The 18,954-nt window shown below is 56.9% G+C and carries 19 protein-coding genes; 14 read left to right on the forward strand and 5 right to left on the reverse strand.

Translation table 11 applies throughout. From position 1 onward, the window contains the following. Positions 1–40: 40 nt before the first annotated feature. On the reverse strand, positions 41–484 hold the full coding sequence (gene dksA, locus GHO41_RS05330) for an RNA polymerase-binding protein DksA (protein ID WP_048373305.1): 444 nt from the start codon (positions 482–484) through the stop codon (positions 41–43). A 320-nt stretch (positions 485–804) separates the two neighbouring features. Here dksA and GHO41_RS05335 point away from each other — a divergent pair, with 320 nt between their 5' ends. After that, positions 805–1,977: a pyridoxal phosphate-dependent aminotransferase gene (locus GHO41_RS05335; protein ID WP_153433117.1), complete on the forward strand. Its 1,173-nt coding sequence runs from the start codon at positions 805–807 to the stop codon at positions 1,975–1,977. After that, positions 1,977–2,684: a DNA/RNA nuclease SfsA gene (gene sfsA / locus GHO41_RS05340; protein ID WP_153327504.1), complete on the forward strand. Its 708-nt coding sequence runs from the start codon at positions 1,977–1,979 to the stop codon at positions 2,682–2,684. Before GHO41_RS05335 ends, sfsA begins: the two co-directional genes overlap by 1 nt. On the opposite strand, the gene GHO41_RS05345 is transcribed toward sfsA, so the two are convergent. Next, complete coding sequence (locus GHO41_RS05345) at positions 2,667–3,005, reverse strand: Rieske 2Fe-2S domain-containing protein (protein WP_048373312.1); 339 nt, start codon at positions 3,003–3,005, stop codon at positions 2,667–2,669. The genes sfsA and GHO41_RS05345 overlap by 18 nt on opposite strands. 173 nt (positions 3,006–3,178) lie before the next feature. On the opposite strand from GHO41_RS05345, the gene GHO41_RS05350 reads away from it, so the two are divergent. The 3 genes from GHO41_RS05350 to GHO41_RS05360 are packed head-to-tail and all read left to right on the forward strand — an operon-like array spanning position 3,179 to position 5,855. After that, entirely contained in the window at positions 3,179–4,054 is an 876-nt protein-coding gene (locus tag GHO41_RS05350) for a hemin ABC transporter substrate-binding protein (protein WP_153327506.1), read from the forward strand. A 50-nt stretch (positions 4,055–4,104) separates the two neighbouring features. Continuing rightward, positions 4,105–5,088: an iron ABC transporter permease gene (locus tag GHO41_RS05355; protein ID WP_174479346.1), complete on the forward strand. Its 984-nt coding sequence runs from the start codon at positions 4,105–4,107 to the stop codon at positions 5,086–5,088. After that, complete coding sequence (locus GHO41_RS05360; protein ID WP_153327509.1) at positions 5,088–5,855, forward strand: heme ABC transporter ATP-binding protein; 768 nt, start codon at positions 5,088–5,090, stop codon at positions 5,853–5,855. The genes GHO41_RS05355 and GHO41_RS05360 overlap by 1 nt, the downstream gene beginning before the upstream one ends. A gap of 329 nt (positions 5,856–6,184) precedes the next feature. Here GHO41_RS05360 and GHO41_RS05365 read toward each other — a convergent pair whose 3' ends face one another. From GHO41_RS05365 to GHO41_RS05375, 3 genes are all read right to left on the reverse strand, one after another. Next, on the reverse strand, positions 6,185–6,457 hold the full coding sequence (locus GHO41_RS05365; protein WP_048373320.1) for a TfoX/Sxy family protein: 273 nt from the start codon (positions 6,455–6,457) through the stop codon (positions 6,185–6,187). Positions 6,458–6,704: 247 nt separating this feature from the next. Next, on the reverse strand, positions 6,705–7,046 hold the full coding sequence (locus GHO41_RS05370; protein ID WP_048373322.1) for a pentapeptide repeat-containing protein: 342 nt from the start codon (positions 7,044–7,046) through the stop codon (positions 6,705–6,707). Positions 7,047–7,136: 90 nt separating this feature from the next. Then, a complete protein-coding gene (locus tag GHO41_RS05375) occupies positions 7,137–8,693 on the reverse strand; it encodes a bifunctional aminoglycoside phosphotransferase/ATP-binding protein (protein WP_048373324.1) in 1,557 nt (518 codons plus the stop codon). 116 nt (positions 8,694–8,809) lie between these two features. Here GHO41_RS05375 and mrcB point away from each other — a divergent pair, with 116 nt between their 5' ends. The 9 genes from mrcB to msrQ all read left to right on the forward strand — a co-directional run bounded on the left by mrcB (position 8,810) and on the right by msrQ (position 18,624). Then, positions 8,810–11,134: a penicillin-binding protein 1B gene (gene mrcB, locus GHO41_RS05380; RefSeq protein ID WP_153433118.1), complete on the forward strand. Its 2,325-nt coding sequence runs from the start codon at positions 8,810–8,812 to the stop codon at positions 11,132–11,134. A gap of 16 nt (positions 11,135–11,150) precedes the next feature. Further along, entirely contained in the window at positions 11,151–11,876 is a 726-nt protein-coding gene (locus tag GHO41_RS05385) for a M48 family metallopeptidase (RefSeq protein ID WP_048373329.1), read from the forward strand. A 7-nt stretch (positions 11,877–11,883) separates the two neighbouring features. Then, the gene (locus tag GHO41_RS05390) at positions 11,884–12,213 is read left to right on the forward strand and encodes a YqcC family protein (protein ID WP_048373331.1); all 330 of its coding nucleotides are present in this window, start codon (positions 11,884–11,886) and stop codon (positions 12,211–12,213) included. 431 nt (positions 12,214–12,644) lie between these two features. Next, positions 12,645–14,369: an acetolactate synthase 3 large subunit gene (locus tag GHO41_RS05395; protein WP_371928842.1), complete on the forward strand. Its 1,725-nt coding sequence runs from the start codon at positions 12,645–12,647 to the stop codon at positions 14,367–14,369. 2 nt (positions 14,370–14,371) lie between these two features. Further along, positions 14,372–14,863: an acetolactate synthase small subunit gene (gene ilvN / locus GHO41_RS05400; protein ID WP_048373333.1), complete on the forward strand. Its 492-nt coding sequence runs from the start codon at positions 14,372–14,374 to the stop codon at positions 14,861–14,863. Positions 14,864–14,913: 50 nt separating this feature from the next. Continuing rightward, entirely contained in the window at positions 14,914–15,930 is a 1,017-nt protein-coding gene (gene ilvC / locus GHO41_RS05405) for a ketol-acid reductoisomerase (RefSeq protein WP_048373335.1), read from the forward strand. 145 nt (positions 15,931–16,075) lie between these two features. After that, positions 16,076–16,933, forward strand: a complete 858-nt coding sequence (gene pssA, locus GHO41_RS05410) for a CDP-diacylglycerol--serine O-phosphatidyltransferase (RefSeq protein ID WP_048373337.1) — start codon at positions 16,076–16,078, stop codon at positions 16,931–16,933. A gap of 63 nt (positions 16,934–16,996) precedes the next feature. After that, positions 16,997–18,010 (forward strand): protein-methionine-sulfoxide reductase catalytic subunit MsrP, encoded by a 1,014-nt coding sequence (msrP, locus tag GHO41_RS05415; RefSeq protein WP_153433119.1) that lies wholly within the window; start codon positions 16,997–16,999, stop codon positions 18,008–18,010. Then, positions 18,010–18,624, forward strand: coding sequence for a protein-methionine-sulfoxide reductase heme-binding subunit MsrQ (gene msrQ / locus GHO41_RS05420; protein WP_153327514.1), 615 nt, complete (start codon positions 18,010–18,012; stop codon positions 18,622–18,624). Before msrP ends, msrQ begins: the two co-directional genes overlap by 1 nt. The last annotated feature ends 330 nt before the right edge of the window (positions 18,625–18,954 follow it).

Raw genomic sequence — 18,954 nt, forward strand, 5'->3', positions numbered from 1 at the left:
AAATGGGGCGTTCGCACGCCCCATTTGGTCAGGCCGGCGATTACTTGCCGACTTGTTTTTCCTTGATTTCAGCCAAGGTTTTGCAGTCTACGCACATGTCCGCCGTGGGGCGGGCTTCGAGTCGGCGAATGCCGATTTCGACGCCGCAAGACTCGCACCAACCGTACTCTTCGTCTTCGATCAGTTGCAGGGTCTTGTCGATTTTCTTGATGAGTTTGCGCTCACGGTCGCGGGCTCGCAGTTCCAGGCTGAACTCTTCTTCCTGGCTGGCGCGATCAGCTGGGTCAGGAAAGTTGGCCGCTTCGTCTTTCATATGATCAACGGTGCGGTCGACTTCCTGCATCAAGTCCTGTTTCCACTTTTGCAGAATCTTGGTGAAGTGCTTGCGCATAGGCTCGCCCATGTACTCTTCACCCGGCTTTTCAACGTAGGGCTCGAAGCCGCTAAGCGATTGAGTATTCTGTTGCTGTGCTTGTGTGGGCATGAAATGGACCGCCTCTGTTCTTCTAATCCATTGCGCAGGATTGCAACATCACCGACACCTGCCGGCCCTGCGGCTGCAAGCGGGCGAACTTACCAGATCAATTCGGGCCGCGCTACTCCCGGTTGTCTAGCCTGTTGTCAGCGATCGTGTACAAAGCCTGTCGTACTTAAGATTAGTGGCAAATTAATATTTTAGCCGAGCTATGACCGGGGCTTGCGCCGTTTGGTTCTACGCACGGGCAGTCTAAGACTCTATTTCGCTCTCCCTTGTGACAGTGCTTGGGTAGAATCGGACTTTTGCTTACCCAGGAAGGCAGGCTCATGGCTCAGTCTTACAGTGCGCGCAGCCGCGCGATCGAACCATTCCACGTCATGGCGTTGTTGGCGCGTGCCAACGAGTTGCAGGCGGCGGGGCACGATGTGATTCACCTGGAGATTGGCGAGCCCGATTTCACCACGGCCGAGCCGATTATTGCGGCGGGCCAGGCGGCCCTGGCCGCGGGTAAAACCCGTTACACCGCAGCACGCGGCTTACCGGAGTTGCGCGAAGCAATTTCCGGGTTTTATCAACAGCGTTACGGCTTGAACATCGACCCTTCGCGCATTCTGATCACCCCAGGCGGCTCTGGTGCTTTGCTTTTAGCCAGCAGCCTGCTGGTTGATCCGGGAAAACACTGGTTGCTTGCAGATCCGGGCTACCCCTGTAACCGGCATTTCTTACGCTTGGTTGAAGGGGCCGCGCAGCTGGTACCTGTCGGCCCTGATGTTCGCTACCAGTTGACGGATGACCTGGTTGAGCGCCACTGGGATCAAGACAGTGTGGGCGCGCTGGTCGCGTCCCCGGCGAACCCGACCGGGACACTCTTGAGCCGTGATGAGCTGGCCGCCTTGTCGGCCGCGGTCAAGAAGCGTGGTGGGCATTTGGTGGTGGACGAGATCTATCACGGCCTGACCTACGGATGTGAGGCCGCCAGCGTGCTTGAGGTGGACGACAGCGCCTTTGTGCTCAACAGCTTCTCAAAGTATTTCGGCATGACCGGCTGGCGCCTGGGCTGGCTGGTGGCGCCGCCGGAGGCCATCGCTGACCTGGAAAAGCTCGCGCAGAACCTCTACATCAGCGCTCCGAGCATGGCGCAATATGCGGCGCTGGCGTGTTTTGAGCCACAAACGCTGGCCATTTTGGAAGAGCGCCGCGCCGAGTTTGGACGCCGTCGCGACTTTTTGTTGCCCGCGTTGCGAGCGTTGGGATTCGGCATTGCCGTGGAGCCTGAAGGTGCGTTTTATTTGTACGCTGATATCAGCGCGTTCGGCGATGATGCCTTCGCTTTTTGCCGTCATTTCCTCGAAACCGAGCACGTTGCCTTCACCCCGGGCCTGGATTTCGGGCGTTATCAGGCCGGGCATCACGTGCGCTTTGCCTATACCCAGAGTTTGCCGCGCCTACAGGAAGCGGTTGAGCGAATTGCCCGTGGCCTGCAGAGCTGGAAAAACTGATGCAGTTCTCTCCAGCCTTAGAAGAAGGGCGTCTGATAAAGCGTTACAAGCGTTTTTTGGCCGACATCGAAACCGTCAACGGCGAGCTGCTAACCATTCACTGTCCCAATACCGGTTCGATGCTTAATTGCATGGTCGAAGGCGGGCAAGTCTGGTTCAGTCGCTCCAATGACCCCAAGCGCAAATTGCCGGGCACCTGGGAGATCAGCGAAACCCCGCAAGGCCGTTTGGCGTGTGTGAACACCGGGCGTGCCAATCGTTTGGTCGAAGAAGCGCTATTGGCCGGGGTGATCACCGAGCTCAATGGTTTTACCGCGCTCAAGCGTGAAGTGGCTTACGGGCAGGAAAACAGCCGGATTGATTTCCGCCTGGAGTACCCGGAGGGCTTTGCCTTTGTCGAAGTCAAAAGTGTCACCTTGGGTTTTGACGACACCCGTGTGGCGGCGTTTCCGGATGCGGTCACTCAGCGCGGCGCCAAGCATTTGCGTGAGCTGGCCAGCCTGGCCCGTGAAGGCGTGCGGGCGGTGCAGCTGTATTGCGTCAACCTGACCGGGATCGACGCAGTGCGCCCGGCGCAAGAAATCGACCCGGGCTATGCGGCGGCTTTGCGTGAAGCGGTGGCGGCAGGTGTGCAAGTACTGGCTTATGGTGTCAGCCTGACGTCTGACGCGGTGGTGGTTGACCGCCGGTTAGACGTCATCCTCTGACTCATCGAGTGTCAGCCAGATCCCTTGGTTGTCTTCATGGCAGCCAAGGGCGGTCAAGAATTGCCCGGCGCAAGGCCCGGCAACGCATTCCCCGCTCTCAATCAAAAACAACGCAGCATGGGTCGCGCACTGGATCAGGCTGGCGCTGGGGTCGAGGAATTGGTTGGGCTGCCATTCCAGCGGCACACCGCGATGCGGGCAGCGATTTTTATAGGCGTAGACCTGACCGGCCCGGCGCACGACAAACAGGCGGATACCGTGCTGTTCAAAGCCCAGGCTCGCACCTTCGGTCAGCGACGCTGAGGGGCACACATATTTCATTACAATCCTTAACCTACCCTGATGTATGAATCGATCCGCGTGATGGCGCACGTTAAGAGGTTGACGTGCAAATGCAAACAATTATCAAATGGCGGGCTGCTCTGTGATGTGCTGTTTTGACTGGCGGCACTGCCGTTGCTCCGTTGAGCCCACTTATCAAGGAACGCCCCCGTATGCGCCTGAGTACCCGCCTGATAATGCTTTGTGCAGGCTTTATGATCAGTCATGTCAGCCTGGCTGACGAGTTGCCCCAACGCTGGGTCAGTGCCGGGGGCGCGCTTTCGGAGTGGGTCAGCGCTTTAGGCGCGGAGTCTAAATTGGTTGGGGTCGATACCACCAGCCAACATCCAGAATCACTTAAGTCGCTGCCCAGCATCGGGTATCAGCGGCAACTGTCGGCAGAGGGGATTTTGAGCCTCAAGCCGGATGTCTTGATCGGCACCGAGGAAATGGGGCCACCACCGGTGCTGGCGCAGATTCGTAACGCCGGTGTGCCGGTTGAAATGTTCTCGGCCGAAGCTGATCTGCCCACCCTTGAGGGTACTCTCGCGCACTTGGGGCGCCTGCTGGGGGATGAGGCTAAAGCGGCGCAAGTGTTCAAGGCGTATCAGCAGCAACTGGAAGCGCTGCAACAGCAGGTCAAACAGGCACAAGCCCAGCACACATCGCCGGGCGTGCTGCTGCTGTTGGGGCATGCAGGCGGCAAGCCACTGGTTGCGGGCAAAGACACGGCGGCAGACTGGTTGCTGACACAGGCCGGTGGTCACAACCTGGCCACGCACACGGGCTATAAAACCTTTTCCGTAGAAGCGCTGGCAGGTTTGAACCCTGACGTGCTGGTGTTTGCAGACCGTAGCCTGACTGGCGACGAGGCGCGCAAAGCACTGATGAAGGAAAACCCGATTCTGGCCTCGCTCAAGGCGGCCAAAGACGGGCGTATTTATGAGCTGGACCCAACGCTACTGGTAGGCGGCCTGGGCCCGCGCTTGCCGGATAGCTTGAAGCAACTGACGGCTGAATTTTACCCAGCGGCTCCGGCTAACCCATGAGGACATTGGTTAAGCCTCGCCCGTTGTTTATCGGGCTGAGTGCGCTGTGTCTGATAGCCATCTGGTTGTCGTTGGCGTTGGGGCCGGTGAGTTTGCCGTTGCTCGACACCATGCGTGCGGCCTTGCGCTTGATCGGCGTGCCGATAAATGGTGACGGGCTGGAACAGGCTGAGTTGATCCTGGGGCAGATTCGCTTGCCCCGCACGTTGCTCGGTTTGGCCGTGGGCGGTGTGCTGGCGTTGTCAGGTGTGGCCATGCAGGGCTTGTTTCGTAACCCTCTGGCTGACCCCGGCCTGGTGGGGGTGTCCAGTGGTGCGTCACTGGGCGCGGCGATTGCGATTGTCGGCGGCTCAGCCTTTGGCGGTTTGCCCGACGCGTTTGGCCCTTATTTACTGTCGATCTGTGCGTTTCTCGGTGGGTTGGGGGTGACGGCACTGGTTTACCGGCTTGGCCGCCGTAACGGGCAAACCAGCGTGGCAGTGATGCTGCTGGCGGGTATCGCCCTCACGGCGCTGGCCGGCTCGACGGTGGGGTTGTTCACGTACCTGGCCGATGACGCGACGTTGCGCACCCTGACGTTCTGGAACCTGGGCAGCTTGAACGGCGCCAGTTATGCCCGATTGTGGCCTCTGCTGTTTGTGACCGTGGCGGTATCCCTATGGTTGCCACGCCGGGCCAGCGCGCTTAACGCTTTGTTGCTGGGCGAGTCCGAAGCTAATCACCTGGGCATCAATGTAGAAGGGCTCAAGCGCGAGTTGGTGTTCTGCACCGCGCTGGGCGTTGGGGCGGCAGTGGCTGCGGCGGGCATGATCGGCTTTGTCGGTTTGGTGGTGCCGCATTTGGTGCGGCTGCTGGCCGGGCCGGATCATCGGGTGTTGTTGCCCGCGTCGGTACTGGCGGGCGCTGCTTTGCTGCTGTTTGCCGACCTGATTGCGCGCTTGGCCTTGGCCCCTGCTGAAATGCCGATTGGTATCGTGACCGCATTTTTGGGCGCGCCATTCTTCCTTTACTTGCTGTTGCGAGGCCGCCACTGATGCTGCGTACAGAAAACCTGCAGATTCGTCGTGGCCCTAAAAGGGTGCTGACTGACATTACCCTTGAGGTGCGGCCGGGTGAAGTGCTGGGAGTTCTGGGGCCCAACGGTGCCGGTAAAAGCACCTTGCTGGCGGCGCTGTGCGGGGAGTTGGCGCCAACCGAAGGGCAAGTCTTGCTGGATGAGGATGCATTGAGCCAGTGGAAGGGCGCTGAGCGGGCGCAGCGTCTTGCCGTGTTGCCACAGACATCGACCCTCGATTTTGCCTTTCGTGTTGAAGAGGTGGTCGGTATGGGGCGTTTGCCCCATCAGACCGGCACCGTGCGCGATGCCGAGATTATCTGTGCGGCGCTGGAGGCGGCTGATGTCGGGCATTTGGCGGGGCGCAGTTACCTGGCGTTGTCCGGCGGCGAGCGACAGCGGGTTCACCTGGCACGGGTGCTGGCGCAGTTGTGGCCGGGACAAAATGGGCAGACGTTGCTGCTCGATGAACCGACCTCGATGCTTGACCCTTTGCATCAGCACACAACCTTGAAAGCCATTCGTGCCTTTGCCGATCGGGGCGCTGCGGTGTTGATCATCCTGCACGACCTGAACCTCGCCGCGCGTTACTGCGATCGTCTGTTGTTGCTTGAAGACGGCTACCCGCGTGCCTTGGACAGCCCGCAAGTGGTGTTGCAGCCGCAGTCGCTCAAAGACGTGTTCGGGCTGGATGTGTTGGTGCAGCCACATCCGGAATTAGGGCACCCGGTAATTATTGCGCGCTAACAACTTAAGCGGGCTGACGAGATATCGCCGAGTAGGAGCTGCCGAAGGCTGCGATCTTTTGATCGTGAAAGTCAAAAGATCGCAGCCTTCGGCAGCTCCTACAGGAGGCGGCGGAGTAATCGGGTTTTTTACAGGCAAAAAAAGACCCGGCAAGAGCCGGGTCAAATAACCGTGATTAGCCTGATGAGGAGATTTTCTGAGAGTCCGAACCAAGGGCCTTCCAGAAGATCGACTGGCCTCGCGACCAGATGGCGTAATAATAACAATTCTCATTTTCATGTCAACAGCTGTTTTTCAGCTTTTTTTGCGCCACCGATAAACGGTGCGGGTTAGCCTTTTTTCAGCTTGAACAAATCTTCTACTTGCTCATTCAAAAACGCCTTTCTGTGCGGGGGGATGTCGTTCCAGTGAACGTCCAGCAGCGCGCCCTCAATGGCATAAAGCAGCACTTTGGAGGCCCGAAAGCCTCTGGCCTTGACGGCCCGGTAAGCCTCGACCGCCCCGCGGCGCCTTAAATCCGAAGCGCTGTGGATACCGACAGCGTGCAACCATTGCGCCGAGGTTTTCCCAAGGTTTTTTAGATGCTGGAGTTCATCTTGCATCAGCTCTCCTTGCGACGGCGTGAGCTCAGCGCTTATGAGTCAAGACAGGTGAGCTGAAGTGTAGCGGCTGATAAGAAAGCCGCCGTCCGTTAGTCGTTTTTGGAACAAGCAGCCGCAAAAAGTGCAGGAGATGGCGTTAGGGCTGTTAGAGGGATTGATGCAAAGGCCCGAGCCAGAGCGCTTGCCTCAAATTGCAGACAACAGTCGCCAACGCCGGGCGGGCGTTGGGGCGAATGTCGTATTTGGTTTATTTGGTGCGGTAGCGCAAGCGTGTGCCGAAGTTGACCGACATCAGGATTTCATCCGCGGTCAGTTCGACCGGAAAGTAGGCGCCTGAAATTTGCGCATGGGCCAGGCTGGCGCCTTCGATACAGGCGTTACGCAAGTCCAGGCCACGTAGATCGGCAGAACGGAAATAGGCGTCGGTAAAGTCCACGCTGTCCGCATTTAACTCACGCAAATCCAGCCCGCGAAAGTCGCCGCCTCGCATATCAATGTGTCCGGATGGACGCTGTTGGTTAAACCCGCTGATGTTGTCTTCATGCAGTAACGTGTAGAGCGCCGATTGAAGCAAGGCTGGGCGGCTCATGGGGCGTCTCCTGATGGATGTACACCAATATTATAGTGCCACTATTGGCGTGCCGCGAAACCCTTGCAGTTTCGCGGCACGGGCAAGCACTTACAGCCCTGGCAGGCGTTGACGGATATCGCTGATCAGGGTGTCCAGGCTTTTGCTGTTGTTGGTTTCAACCGGTTTGCTGCGCAGGACTTCATCTGCCCCGAGTGGCTCCCGGCTGGCTTGTTGCGCTCGGACAACGTCCATGGTCGCGTCAGACGGGTCGTTGCCAAGGCTATTGCGATGAGCCAGCCAGCCTTCGATTACGGCGTCGGGTGCGGTGCAGTCGAGGATCAGGCACGGTACGCCCGTTGCTTCGGCAACTTTGGCGGCAGCGTCGCGTTGTTCGCGTTTGAGGTAGGTGGCATCAATGACCACCGGGAAGCCCGCGCGCAGCACGATGCCGGCCAGTTCATGCAGTTTGTCGTAGGTCGCGGCACTGGCGTCAGCGCTATAAATGCCATGGCCAACGGTGTTGTCGCCGGTTTGCTCGCCAAACAATTGCTTGCGAACGACATCGGAGCGCAAACGAATGGCACCCAGGGACTCAACCAAACGCATCGCAACAGAGCTTTTACCGACGGCTGAAACGCCGTGGGTGATGGTCAGGAAGCGTGAAGGGATGGTGCTGTAGCTTTCGGCCAGGTTAGCGTAGTTGCGGTACTGGCGCAGGGTGGCCGCGCGTTGCACTGCGCTGGCTTCTGCCGGCATGCTGAACAGGCTGACTTTGGCACGAACCAGGGCGCGATAGGCTTTGTAGAAGTTGAGCAGCTCAAGCCCTTGATAGTCGCCGGTCAACTCCAGGTACTGGCTGACAAAGCGGCGCGCCAGGCACTTGAGGCCGCGATCTTCAAGGTCCATGGCCAGAAAGGCGGTGTCGGCGTACACGTCGGTAAAACGGAACGGCTCGTTGAATTCGATGCAGTCGAAAATCACCACTTTGCCGTCGATCATGGTGGCGTTGCCCAGGTGGATGTCACCATGGCATTCGCGGATAAACCCTTGGGCCTTGCGTTGTTCGAGCAGTGGCTGGAGACGGGTGAAGCTGGCTTCGGCCCAGGCTTGAAGGGCATCGAGTTGCAGCAGGTCAGCCTTGTCGGACAGGAAAGGGCGGATCTGCTCGAAGTTCTGACGCACGGGCTCCATGACGGCTTCAGGGGTGCCTTGGTGATGTTCCAGCGGGACATGCGGGGCGTGTGTGTGGAAATGGGCAATTTGCTGGGCCATTTCGTCGATGTGCGCAGCAGTCAGTTCGCCATTGGCCTGCAGCGTGCTCAGCAGCTGGCTTTGCGGGAATTGGCGCATTTTCAGCACGTACTCGATAGCCGGGCCTTCGCCGCCGAGTTGAGGCGCGTCGGCACTGCCGGTGATCGGCAGTACGTCCAGGTACAGGCCTTCGGTCAGGCGCTGGTTGAGGCGCAGTTCTTCATTGCAGAAGAATTCGCGGCCACTGAGTTCGGTGAAATCAAGAAAGCCGAAGTTAACCGGTTTTTTGATTTTGTAGGCGTAGGGCCCGGTGAGGATAACCCAGGAAATGTGGGTCTCGATAACCTGAAACCCGTCGACTTCATGCGGGTATAAGCTCGGATTTTGTAGCGCGGTAATCAGGTTCTGGCTCACGGTCGGTCCTTCTAAAGGCGGGAAAATTCAATGCGCCATTATGGCTGTTGACAGCGGTCGTGCAAACCGCCGGACGCGCATGATGAACATGAGCAAAGTGCGTATAATCCCGCGCCATGACTCGAACTCGATCCCCCCGCTCCCGTTCCAAACGTCCTTCTGGTGGCCTGCGGCCCTGGCTGGGTTGGGCCCTTAAGCTCAGCCTCGTCGGCCTGGTGGTGCTGGCAGGTTTTGCTGTTTACCTCGATGCCATCGTGCAAGAGAAGTTTTCTGGCAAGCGCTGGACTATCCCGGCCAAGGTGTATGCCCGGCCGCTGGAGCTGTTCGTCGGCCAGAAACTCAGCAAGAACGACTTTTTGACTGAACTCGATGCACTCGGCTATCGCCGCGAAAGTGTGGCCAATGGCCCCGGTGCAGCCTCGGTGAATGGCAACACGGTTGACCTGAACACCCGTGGTTTCCAGTTTTATGAAGGTGCTGAGAAAGCGCAGCCAGTACGGGTACGTTTTTCTGGCGATTATGTGTCGGAACTGACCTCGACCAACGGCGCCAAGTTGCCCGTGGTGCGGCTTGAGCCGTTGCTGATTGGCGGCCTTTATCCGAAAAACCTCGAAGACCGGATTCTGATCAACATTGATCAGGTACCGCCGTACCTGCTCGATACGCTGGTAACGGTAGAAGACCGCGATTTTTATCATCACTTTGGCGTATCGCCCAAGTCGATCGTCCGTGCCCTGTGGGTCAATACCTCGTCCGGGCAAATGCGTCAGGGCGGCAGTACGTTGACTCAACAATTGGTCAAGAACTTCTTCCTGACCAACGAGCGCAGCCTCAGCCGCAAGCTGACTGAAGCGATGATGGCGCTGCTGCTTGAAATGCATTACGACAAGCGCGAGATCCTTGAGGCTTACCTCAACGAAGTGTTTGTGGGGCAAGACGGCCAGCGTGCGGTGCACGGCTTTGGTCTGGCCAGCCAGTTCTTCTTCAGCCAGCCGTTGTCTGAACTCAAACTGCATCAGGTGGCGTTGCTGGTGGGCATGGTTAAAGGGCCGTCGGCGTATAACCCGCGTCGTTACCCTGAACGTGCGCTTGAGCGGCGTAACCTGGTGCTCGACTTGCTGGAGCAACAGGGCGTGGCGACGGTCGAGCAAGTCGCTGCGGCTAAAAAGATGCCGCTGGGCGTGACCAAGCGAGGCAGCCTTGCAGACAGTTCATTCCCGGGCTTCCTGGACCTGGTTAAACGTCAATTGCGCGAAGACTATCGCGACGAAGACTTGACCGAAGAGGGGCTGCGGATCTTCACCAGTTTTGACCCGATCTTGCAGATGAAGTCTGAAGCGGCTGTGGGTGACACCTTTAAGCGTCTGGCTGGACGCAAAGGCGCAGACGAAGTTGAAGCGGCGATGGTGGTTACCAACCCTGAAACCGGTGAGGTTCAGGCGTTGATTGGTAGCCGTCTGCCGGGCTATGCAGGCTTTAACCGTGCGCTGGATGCGGTGCGCCCGATTGGTTCGCTGGTCAAGCCTGCGGTGTATTTGACCGCACTTGAGCGACCAAGCCAGTTCACGCTGACCAGTTGGTTGTCGGATGAGCCGATTTCGATCAAAGGGGCAGATGGCCAGGTCTGGACGCCGCAGAACTATGACCGTCGCTCTCACGGCACGATCTTCCTTTATCAGTCGATGATGAACTCTTTCAACCTGGGGACTGTGCGGCTCGGGCAGCAGGTTGGCGTGCCTAACGTGCTCAAGACGCTGGCGCGGTTGGGAGTAGAGCGTGAATTTCCGGCCTTCCCGTCCATGTTGCTGGGCGCTGGTGCGCTGAGCCCGATGGAAGTGGCAACGATGTATCAGACGCTGGCCAATGGCGGCTTCAATACACCGATGCGCGGCATTCGCAGTGTGCTGACGGCTGAAGGCGAGCCGCTGAAACGTTACCCGTTCCAGATCCAGCAGCGCTTCGATCCGGCCTCCATTTACCTGATCCAGACGGCAATGCAGCATGTGATGCGCGAAGGCACCGGGCGTTCGGTCTATAACGTATTGCCGAAAAGCCTCACGCTGGCGGGTAAAACCGGCACCAGTAACGACTCGCGTGACAGCTGGTTCGCAGGCTTCAGCCAGGATCTGCTGGCGGTGGTGTGGCTGGGGCGTGATGACAACGGTAAAACCCCGTTTACCGGTGCGAGCGGCGCCTTGCAGGTTTGGACCAGCTTTATGAGTAAAGCCGATCCATTGCCGCTGGATATGCCGCAGCCGGACAACATTGTTAAAGCCTGGATTGATCCGCATACCGGGCAAGGGTCTGATGCGAGCTGCCCGGGCGCTGTGCAGATGCCGTATATTCGCGGCAGTGAACCGCCTGCTGGAGCCGGTTGTGGTGCGCAAGCACCCGCGACAGGTGAAGCGGTGATGGATTGGGTCAAGGGCTGGTTGAATTAAGCAAAGAGGGTGTGACGTGAACAAGTGGTGGATTCCGGCTGTTTCAGCCCTGGCTTTGCTCAATGGTTGCGCGAGCGTACCGCAGGGCTCGATCCCTGTTGTCGACTCCGGTGTTCGGGTGTCGAACAGCGAACGTGTTTCGGCGCAGCGTACGACCCGTAATTATCCACAGGCCACTGCGCCGCGTGCTGCTCAGACTCAGGCAATCCCTCAGGATTCAGGTGTGGTGGTGATGGTGCCGGGTGGTGGAGCGGCGGTTTCGACGCCGATTCAGACCCAGCCGATCACGCCGGGGCCGATTACGCCTGGCCCGGCTGCGCCGATCAGCACCGGCAGCTATGCGCCGACAACGACTTACACCGCGCCGGCACCGATTACGCCGAGTGGCATTCCGTCCAGCAGTGGCGGCTTGGCAGCAGATGAACAACTGGATGGGCCGGTGTTGGCGCTGCTGACCACTGCTCAACAGCAGCAGGCGAGTGGCGACCTGAATGGCGCCTCGTCGAGCCTTGAGCGGGCACAGCGCGTGGCACCACGCGAGCCGCAAGTGCTCTACCGTCTGGCAGAAGTGCGTATGGCGCAAGGGGATGCGGCTCAGGCTGAGCAGTTTGCCCGCCGTGGTTTGACCTTCGCGAGCGGTCGTCCGGACTTGCAGGCGAGCTTGTGGGGCTTGATTGCTCAAGCGCGTGATAAACAAGGTGATGCGGCTGGCGCTGCATTGGCCCGTCAAAAAGCCAGGTAAGTTTCTGATGGATGCTCGTTTTGCGGCGATTGCCGAACAATTATTGCTGATTGAACGTGAACTGCGCGTACAGGGCTGGTGGGACGATGTGTCTCCCAGTGCTGAGGCGCTGAGCAGTGTTGAGCCTTTTTCGGTCGACACGCTGGACTTTCACCAGTGGCTGCAATGGATTTTCCTGGTGCGGATGAAGCAGATCCTTGAACAGGATCTTCCTCTGCCCAAGGTCTCGGGCATTCTGGAGATGGCCGAGATGGTGTATGCCGAGCGCCCTCAAGAGAGCCTTGGGTTGCGGGCTGAGCTGAAAAAGTTCGACCAACTGATCACTGACGCTGGTTAATTGCATGGCTGCCGGTTTTTCCGGCAGTCTTGCGCATATTTCTACCGCTTTGCGCCATCTAGGCGAGTTTTATCCCTTCTCAAGCCCCTTTCTTCTACGTTCTCATGCGCTTAGTTGGAAAAAAGCGCAATTATTGCTTGACTTGGAGGGGCTGAAACACAAGAATCCAGACACCGCTGTACAGGGACTGCCAGAAGCAGACCCTCTCAGCAGATCATGAGGCGCATACCCGCGCCGACCTGTTACACCCGCAACGCGTTACCTCGCGCTGGGTGGGAAAACCCCGCAATATTTGGGGCGCTCCCAATACTTGCTCAGTCAGTGCTGACGTAGTCGGCGACCACCGTCGCTCATGCTCTGCTGAGAAGTAAACCTATTAAGACCCGTTCGTATTTTGTGAGCGGAATTCTGGCGTTTTAGAGGTGAACAACGTGGAGCTTTTATCTGGCGGTGAGATGCTCGTCCGCTTTTTGCGCGACGAAGGTGTCAACTATATCTACGGGTACCCTGGTGGTGCTCTCCTGCATGTCTACGACGCACTGTTCAAAGAACCGGAAGTTACCCACATCCTGGTTCGTCACGAACAAGCTGCTACCCATATGGCTGACGGTTACGCCCGTGCCACCGGTAAAGCCGGTGTGGTACTGGTGACTTCCGGGCCGGGTGCTACCAACGCTATCACCGGTATTGCTACTGCCTACATGGACTCCATTCCGATGGTGATCATTTCTGGCCAGGTGCCTAGCACTATGGTCGGGACCGATGCCTTCCAGGAAACCGACATGATCGGTATCTCGCGTCCTATCGTGAAGCACAGCTTCATGATCAAGCACGCGTCGGAAATCCCGGAAGTCATGAAAAAGGCGTTCTACCTCGCGCAATCCGGTCGTCCTGGTCCGGTCGTGGTCGATATCCCGAAAGACATGACCAACCCGGCTGAAAAGTTCGAATACGTTTTCCCTAAAAAAGCCAAACTGCGTTCTTACAGCCCGGCTGTACGCGGGCACTCGGGGCAAATTCGCAAAGCAGTAGAAATGCTCTTGGCGGCCAAGCGTCCGGTTCTTTACGCAGGCGGCGGCGTTATTTTGGGTGGCGGTGCTGCACCGTTGACCGAACTGGCGAAAATGCTCAACGTCCCCGTGACCAATACGCTGATGGGCTTGGGTGCCTACCCTGGCACAGACCGTCAGTTCATTGGCATGCTCGGCATGCACGGCAGCTTCACTGCCAACATGACCATGCACAACTCGGACGTGATTCTGGCGGTGGGTGCGCGCTTTGATGACCGTGTTATCAACGGTGCCTCCAAGTTCTGCCCTAACGCCAAGATCATCCATGTTGATATCGACCCGGCATCCATCTCCAAAACCATCAAGGCAGACGTGCCAATTGTCGGCCCGGTCGACAGCGTGCTGACCGAAATGGTTGCGATCCTCAAGGACATTGGCGAGAAGCCAAACCCTGAAGCGGTTGCCACCTGGTGGAAGCAGATTGATGAGTGGCGCGGCGATCGCGGATTGTTCCCTTACGACAAGGGCGACGGCAGCAAGATCAAGCCACAAGCTGTGATCGAAATGCTCTGCGAAGTGACTAAGGGCGATGCGTATGTCACGTCCGACGTGGGCCAACATCAGATGTTTGCGGCTCAGTACTATCGCTTCAACAAGCCTAATCGCTGGATCAACTCTGGCGGTCTGGGCACGATGGGCTTCGGTTTTCCGGCGGCAATGGGTGTGAAGCTGAGTTTTCCTGATGATGACGTCGCGTGTGTAACAGGCGAGGGCAGCATCCAGATGAACATTCAGGAATTGTCGACGTGCCTGCAGTACGGTCTACCGGTCAAAATCATCAACTTGAACAACGGTGTTCTGGGGATGGTTCGTCAGTGGCAGGACATGAACTACGGCAGCCGTCACTCGCACTCTTATATGGAATCGCTACCTGACTTCGTCAAGCTGGCTGAGGCCTATGGGCATGTGGGTATCCGGATTACCGACCTCAAAGACTTGAAGCCGAAAATGGAAGAAGCCTTTGCCATGAAAGATCGCTTGGTATTCCTGGATATTCAGGTGGATACCAGTGAGCACGTTTACCCGATGCAGATCAAAGATGGCTCCATGCGCGACATGTGGCTGAGCAAGACGGAGCGTACTTAATCATGCGGCACATTATTTCTTTGCTTCTTGAAAACGAACCCGGTGCTCTGTCTCGCGTTGTTGGGCTTTTCTCGCAACGTAACTACAACATCGAAAGCCTGACGGTGGCACCAACGGAAGACCCGACTTTGTCGCGTCTGACGCTGACCACGGTGGGTCACGACGAAGTGATTGAGCAGATCACCAAGAACCTGAACAAGCTGATCGAAGTGGTCAAGCTGGTGGATCTGTCAGAGAGCGCTCACATCGAGCGTGAGCTGATGCTGGTCAAAGTCAAGGCAACCGGTGCCCAGCGGGCAGAAATCAAACGCACTACAGACATATTTCGTGGGCAAATTGTCGACGTCAGTAGCAGCGTTTATACCGTACAGTTGACGGGCACTAGCGATAAGCTCGACAGTTTCATCCAGTCGATTGGTACCGCCTCGATCCTGGAAACAGTTCGCAGTGGCGTGACGGGTATTGCCCGTGGCGACAAAGTACTCAGCATCTAAAACTTACAAGTGCTAACGGCCTGAATGGCCTGGATACATAAAGGAAAATCATGAAAGTTTATTACGACAAAGACTGCGACCTTTCGATCATCCAGGGCAAAAAAGTAGCCATTATCGGTTACGGCTCCCAGGGTCACGCTCAAGCGTGCAACCTGAAAGACTCCGGTGTAGACGTTACTGTTGGTCTGCGCAAAGGTTCGGCCACTGTCGCTAAAGCTGAAGCTCACGGTCTGAAAGTAACTGACGTTGCCAGCGCTGTTGCCGCTGCTGACCTGGTCATGATTCTGACCCCGGACGAGTTCCAGTCGTCTCTGTACAAGAACGAAATCGAGCCGAACATCAAGAAGGGCGCTACCCTGGCCTTCTCCCACGGTTTTGCGATTCACTACAACCAGGTTGTTCCGCGTGCTGACCTCGACGTCATCATGATCGCGCCAAAAGCGCCGGGCCACACTGTACGTTCCGAATTCGTTCGTGGCGGCGGTATTCCTGACCTGATCGCGATCTACCAGGACGCTTCGGGCAACGCCAAAAACGTTGCACTGTCTTACGCTTCGGGCGTGGGCGGTGGTCGTACCGGTATCATCGAAACCACGTTCAAAGACGAAACCGAAACCGACCTGTTCGGCGAACAAGCCGTTCTGTGTGGCGGTACTGTTGAACTGGTTAAAGCCGGCTTCGAAACACTGGTTGAAGCAGGCTACGCGCCAGAAATGGCTTACTTCGAGTGCTTGCACGAGCTGAAGTTGATCGTTGACCTCATGTACGAAGGCGGTATCGCCAACATGAACTACTCGATCTCCAACAACGCTGAATACGGCGAGTACGTGACCGGCCCAGAAGTGATCAACGCTGAATCCCGTCAAGCAATGCGTAACGCTCTGAAGCGCATTCAAGACGGTGAATACGCGAAGATGTTCATCAGCGAAGGCGCTACTGGCTACCCTTCGATGACTGCCAAGCGTCGTAACAACGCTGCACACGGTATCGAAGTGATCGGCGAGCAACTGCGCTCGATGATGCCTTGGATCGGTGCTAACAAAATCGTCGACAAAGCTAAAAACTAAGTCAGTACGATCTTGAAAAAACGCGGCCCTGGCCGCGTTTTTTCGTTTAAGCGGCAGCTTCTGGTATAAAGCAGGAACGTTTGCGGGTGAAAGTTGGTCTGCAAGCTTCTATTGAAACTTTCCATATCGTTGCAAGGTAATGTCCATGAGCGAACGTCCCGAAGAGCCAAAACAGGCTTCTGACGCCGATAGCCTGCTGCCTATCGATGAGCATGTCGAAGAAGGGCATGACGCTGAAGGCCGTAAGGTCCGGCATCGTGGTATCTATCTGCTGCCCAATCTTTTTACAACGGCAAACCTGTTTGCCGGTTTCTACTCCATCATCAGTTCAATGAGTGCGCAAAGCGCAATGAGCGCTGGTGATGCTGCGGGCGCAAGCAAGTATTTTGCATTTGCCGCCATCGCGATTTTTGTCGCCATGGTGCTGGACGGCCTTGATGGCCGGGTCGCTCGTATGACTCATACCGAAAGTGCCTTTGGCGCCGAGTATGATTCCTTGTCTGACATGGTTGCTTTTGGCGTGGCGCCAGCGCTGCTGGCGTTTGGTTGGGCGCTGGGCGACATGGGCAAGGTCGGCTGGATGGTGGCCTTCATTTATGTAGCAGGCGCGGCGTTGCGTCTGGCTCGCTTCAATACGCAGGTCGGTACAGCAGACAAGCGTTATTTCATCGGTCTGGCCAGCCCGGCTGCGGCAGGTGTCGTAGCCGGTATTGTTTGGGCGTTCAGCGATTACGGGATCCAGGGATCGAAAATGTCCTTCCTGGTGGCCTTGTTGGTGGCTGCGGCGGGCATGCTGATGGTCAGCAACATCAAGTACAACAGCTTCAAGCAGCTGGATTTGAAAGGGCGCGTGCCGTTTGTGGCGATCCTGGCGGTGGTGTTGGTGTTCGCTGTGGTGTTCAGCGATCCGCCGCGTATTCTGCTGCTGGCTTTCCTGGTGTATGCCGCTTCGGGCCCGATTCAATATTTATTGCATTTGCGCCGTAACAAAACCGGCGAGTGATGTAATTTCCCCCAAACTCCGTAGTCTATTGGTGCATCAGCCCTCCAATACTGCGGAGTTGTCATGCTCATCAAGTTGCCTAAAGCGTCCGACTGCAAAGAGTCGGACGTCACCCCTGAGTCCTTCTATTTATCTCGCCGTGCATTGCTGGGCAGCTCGCTTGCAGGATTAGCCGTGAGCGCACTGCCGCGTTGGGCAAATGCCACTGATGCTTCGCGCTACGCTGATGTTGAACCGGGCAAGGCGCCGGGCTGGTTTGCCGAGAAACTCCCGCAGACCCAGTGGCAGGTAGTGACAGTCAAAGGGGAGGCCATTACGCCTTTCAAAGACGCTACTCACTACAACAACTTCTATGAGTTTGGTACTGATAAAGGCGATCCGGCGCAATACGCGGGTGCTTTGAAAACCGAGCCATGGACGGTGGTCGTGGATGGCGAGGTGGGTAAGCCTGGGCGTTATGCCCTTGAGGACTTCATGAAGCCTTACCAGTTGGAGGAGCGGATCTATCGGTTGCGCTGTGTAGAAGCGTGGTCAATGGTCATTCCCTGGATGGGATTCCCCCTGTCAGCGTTGCTTAAGCAGGTTGAGCCCACTTCGAAAGCTAAGTTCATACGCTTTGAAACCTTGAAGGACCCGAAAGTCATGCCGGGCCAGCGCTCTGACTTTGCGTTGATTGATTGGCCCTATGTAGAAGGATTGCGTCTGGATGAGGCGATGAACCCGTTGGCCATATTGGCGGTGGGAATGTATGGCCGCGAGTTGCCTAATCAGAACGGCGCGCCACTTCGTTTGGTTGTGCCGTGGAAGTATGGCTTCAAGAGTGTGAAGTCGATTGTGCGAATCAGCCTGGTTGAGGAGCAGCCGAAAACCACCTGGCAGAGTATTGCGGCCAATGAATATGGCTTCTATGCCAATGTGAACCCGCAAGTCGATCACCCTCGCTGGACACAAGCGCGGGAGCGACGCCTGCCGAGCAGTTTGTTTAGCCCTAATGTGCGGGATACGCAGATGTTCAATGGCTATGCGGATGAAGTCGCTTCTTTATATACCGGCCTGGATCTGCGGAAGAATTACTGATGAAGTTTGCACTGTGGCGAATCGGCGTATTTATAGCGGCTGCCATCTGGCCTTTGTATTGGCTCTATGAGGCGTGGAGCTTTGCCTTGGGGCCGGATCCCGGAAAGGTGTTGGTTGATCGGCTGGGGCTTGGGACTCTGGTTCTGTTGCTGGTGACCTTATGCATGACGCCCATGCAAAAACTGACGGGCTGGCCGGGGTGGATTGCGGTCCGTCGTCAGATCGGGTTGTGGTGTTTTGCCTATGTGGTGTTGCACCTGTGCGCCTACTTATTCTTTGTACTTGGGCTCGACTGGTCGCAGTTGGGGGTTGAGCTCAGCAAGCGGCCTTACATTATTGTCGGCAGCTTGGGCGCTCTATGTTTGTTGGCGCTGGCGGTGACCTCCAATCGTTACAGTCAAAGGCGGATGGGAGCGAGCTGGAAGAAGTTGCATCGCTTGGTATACGTGGTTGTAGGGTTGGGTCTTTTGCATATGTTGTGGATTGTGCGTGCAGACCTGAAAGAGTGGTCGATCTATGCCTTTATAGGGGCGTGCCTTTTACTGCTGCGCATCCCGCCGGTGATGCGTCGGATCCCTCGTCTATATAAGAAGAAACCAGTAGTGGCCACTTAATTCAAATTAAGGCTTGACTCAGAATTCTAGCGGCCTATAATTCGCACCACTTCCGGCGCAGTCGAAACGGAAAACTCCTTGAATATCAATGAGTTGGATGATTTTGACGGTGCCAGCTTCAATTCATCGAAGCAGGAAATGAGGTGTTGACAGCAGCGTGTAACGCTGTAGAATTCGCCTCCCGCTAACGAGAGATCGAAAGCGCAAGTGGTTGATGTTACAAAGGAAACTTTGAAAACATCTTAAAATAACCGCTTGACAGCAACAGAGGCTGCTGTAGAATGCGCGCCTCGGTTGAGCGAAAGCTTAACCAACCGCTCTTTAACAACT

The organism is Pseudomonas sp. FSL R10-0399 (assembly GCF_009600165.1).
GTDB classification, from domain to species: Bacteria; Pseudomonadota; Gammaproteobacteria; order Pseudomonadales; family Pseudomonadaceae; genus Aquipseudomonas; species Aquipseudomonas helleri.